2 protein-coding genes are annotated in these 3,337 nt (G+C 74.0%); both read right to left on the bottom strand.

All coding sequences use genetic code 11. The features are described 5' to 3' along the window. Positions 1 to 22 precede the first annotated feature (22 nt). On the bottom strand, positions 23 to 1,591 hold the full coding sequence (locus tag GTQ99_RS21310; protein WP_166617700.1) for an alanine/glycine:cation symporter family protein: 1,569 nt from the start codon (positions 1,589 to 1,591) through the stop codon (positions 23 to 25). 85 nt (positions 1,592 to 1,676) lie between these two features. Beyond that, positions 1,677 to 3,311 (bottom strand): ATP-binding cassette domain-containing protein, encoded by a 1,635-nt coding sequence (locus tag GTQ99_RS21305; RefSeq protein WP_166617699.1) that lies wholly within the window; start codon positions 3,309 to 3,311, stop codon positions 1,677 to 1,679. Positions 3,312 to 3,337 lie beyond the last annotated feature (26 nt).

Genomic DNA, 3,337 nt, shown 5'->3' with positions numbered 1-3,337 from the left:
GCTGGAGGGGGTGGGCGGGGGGTCAGAGCGCGGGGGCCTGCGCCGCGTCGCGGGTCAGCTTCCCGCTGCGGCGGTCGGCGAGGTAGCTGCGCAGCTCCTCCTTCACCACCGGCGCCAGGACGTACAGGCCGATGATGTTGACGAGCGCGCAGACGAAGAGCATCGCGTCCGCCAGCGTCAGCACCGAGCTGAAGGTGAGCACGGAGCCGACCACGGTGAAGAGGCAGTAGACGATCCGGAAGGTCAGCACGCTGACCTTCGAGCGGCCGAGGAAGTGCGCCCACGCCTTCTCCGAGTAGTAGCTCCAGGTGATGAGCGTGGAGAACGCGAAGAGCGCCACGGCGACGGCCAGCACGACCGGGAACCAGGAGACGACGCTCTCGAACGCGTCGGAGGTGAGCACGACGCCGTCGGCGCTGCTGGAGCCGGTCTCGGCGACCTCCGCGCGGGCGTCCAGCCAGCTCTGCGGGCTCGCGATGACGATCGTCAGGGCCGTCATGGTGCAGATGACCACGGTGTCGACGAACGGCTCCAGCAGGGCGACGAAGCCCTCCGAGACGGGCCGGCGGGTCTTGACCGCGGAGTGCGCGATGGCCGCGGAGCCGATGCCCGCCTCGTTGGAGAAGGCCGCGCGCTGGAAGCCGACGATGAGCGCGCCCAGCACGCCACCGGCGACGCCCTCGGGGTCGAAGGCGTTGCTGAGGATGGCGCCGACGGCGTCGGGGACCTGCCCGACGTTGGCGAGGATGACGACGAGGCAGGCGCTGACGTAGATGATCGCCATGGCGGGCACGAGCTTGGAGGTGACCCGGCCGATCGAGGAGATGCCGCCCAGGATGACCGCGCCCACCAGGGCCGCCAGGACGATGCCGAAGACCAGGGCGGCCCCGTCGCTGCCCAGCGGGCCGTCGTCGCCGCCGGTGACGTTGCGGACCTGCGCGAAGGTCTGGTTGGCCTGGAACATGTTGCCGCCGGCCACGCCGAAGAAGAAGATCGCCACGGCGAAGATGCCGGTCAGCAGGGTGCCGACCCAGGTCACCTTCAGCTTGCCGAAGGCCACCTTGAGGTAGCGGAACGGCCCGCCGGTGACGGTGCCGTCGTCGTGCACCTCGCGGTACTTCACCCCGAGGGTGCACTCGACGAACTTCGTGCACATCCCGAGCAGGCCGGCCACGATCATCCAGAAGGTGGCGCCGGGGCCGCCGATGGTGACGGCGACGGCCACGCCGGCGATGTTGCCCAGGCCGACCGTGCCGGACACGGCGCTGGTCAGCGCCTGGAAGTGGCTGACCTCGCCGGGGTCGTCGTCGCGGCTGTAGCGGCCGCGCACCGTCTCCAGGGACACCTTCAGCCCGCGCACCTGGATGAGGCCGAAGTAGGCGGTGAAGACCAGGCCGGCCAGCACGAGCCAGCCGACGATGAGCGGGAAGGTCGCCCCGCCGATGCTCACCGAGTAGAAGATCACGCTGCTGAGGGCGTCGGCGATGCCGGAGAAGAGGCTGTCGACGCTCGACTCGATGCCGGCGAGCGTCCCGCTGTCGGGTTCCACCGCGGCGGACGTCCCGAGGGCGTGCAGGGCTGTGGGGGGCATCCGGGCACGGAAGCGCTCCCGCGCCGCCGCGTCAACCGCTACCGGCCCCGGCGGGCGATTCGCAACCCGAACGTCACCTGGCGCCTCACAGCTCCCGCACGCGGCCCGCGTCCACGACCAGCCGCCGCGTCGTCGTGACGGCCTCCAGCAGCCGGCGGTCGTGGCTGACGAGCAGCAGCGTGCCCGGGTAGCCCGCGAGCGCCTCCTCCAGCTGCTCGATGGCCGGCAGGTCGAGGTGGTTGGTGGGCTCGTCGAGCACCAGCAGGTTCACCCCGCGCGCCTGCAGCAGCGCCAGCGCGGCGCGGGTGCGCTCGCCGGGGGACAGGCTCGCCGCCGGCCGCCCGACGTGGGCGGCGCCCAGGCCGAACTTGGCCAGCAGCGTGCGGACCTCCGCGTCGGGCTGGTCGGGGACGGCGTCGCCGAAGGCGCGGGCCAGCGGCTGCTCGCCGAGGAAGAGCCCGCGCGCCTGGTCGACCTCGCCGACCTCGACCCCCGAGCCCAGCGCCGCCGTGCCGGCGTCGGGGACCAGCCGGCCCAGCAGCAGGTCCAGCAGCGTCGTCTTGCCGGCCCCGTTGGGGCCCGTGACGGCGATCCGGTCGCCCGCGTCGACCTGCAGGTCCACCGGCCCCAGGGCGAAGGCGCCGCGCCGCACCACGGCACCGCGCAGCGTCGCCACGACCGAGCCCGAGCGCGGGGCGGCCGCGATGCTCATCTGCAGCCGCCACTCCTTGCGGGGCTCCTCCACGACCTCCAGCCGCTCGATCATGCGGTCGGTCTGGCGCGCCTTGGCGGCCTGCTTCTCGCTGCCCTCGCGCATCTTGGCCCGGATGTTCTTGTCCGGCTCGCCCTTGCGGACGGCGTTGCGCACGCCCTTGGCCATCCAGCCGCGCTGCATCCGGGCGCGCGCCTCCAGCCCGCCCCTCGTGTCGGCGTACTCCTCGTAGGCCTCCCGGGCGTGCCGGCGCTGTACCTCCCGCTCGGCCAGGAACGCCTCGTAGCCGCCGCCGACGACGCGCACGAGCTGCTGGGCCAGGTCCAGCTCGACGACGCGGTCGACGGTGCGGGCCAGGAACTCGCGGTCGTGGCTGACGACGACGGCGGGCGAGCGCAGCTCGCCGACGAAGCGCTCCAGGCGGGCCAGGCCGTCCAGGTCGAGGTCGTTGGTGGGCTCGTCGAGCAGGAGGACGTCGTAGCGCGAGAGCAGCAGCGCGGCCAGCCCGACGCGCGCGGCCTGCCCGCCCGACAGCGCCGTCATCGCCAGCTCCACGTCCACCGACAGGCCCAGGTCGGCTAGGACCTCGCCGCGGCGCTCCTCCAGGTCGGCGCCGCCCAGGGCGAGCCAGCGCTCCAGCGCCAGCGCGTAGCGGTCGTCCGCGCCCGGCGCGCCGTCGGCCAGCGCGGCGGCCGCCTCGTCCATCTCCCGCTGCGCGGCGTCCACGCCCGTGCGCCGGCCCAGGTGGGCGGCCACGCTCTCCCCGGCGCGGCGCTCGGGCTCCTGCGGCAGGTAGCCGACCGTCGCCGTCGGCGGCGACAGCGTCACCGTCCCGGCCTCCGGGCGCTCCAGCCCGGCCAGCAGCCGCAGCAGCGTCGACTTCCCGGCGCCGTTGGCGCCCACGAGGCCGACGACGTCCCCGGGGGCGACCACGAGGTCGAGGCCGGAGAACAGCGTCCTCGTCCCGTGGGCCGCGCCGAGGTCCTTGGCGACGAGGGTTGCGCTCACGCCCCCGTCCTCCCCGACGCCCGCAC

This window comes from Kineococcus vitellinus (assembly GCF_009906315.1).
GTDB classification, from domain to species: domain Bacteria; phylum Actinomycetota; class Actinomycetes; order Actinomycetales; family Kineococcaceae; genus Kineococcus; species Kineococcus vitellinus.
Note: the sequence above shows the minus strand (reverse complement) of the source record. Positions and strands in the feature narration are given on the sequence as shown.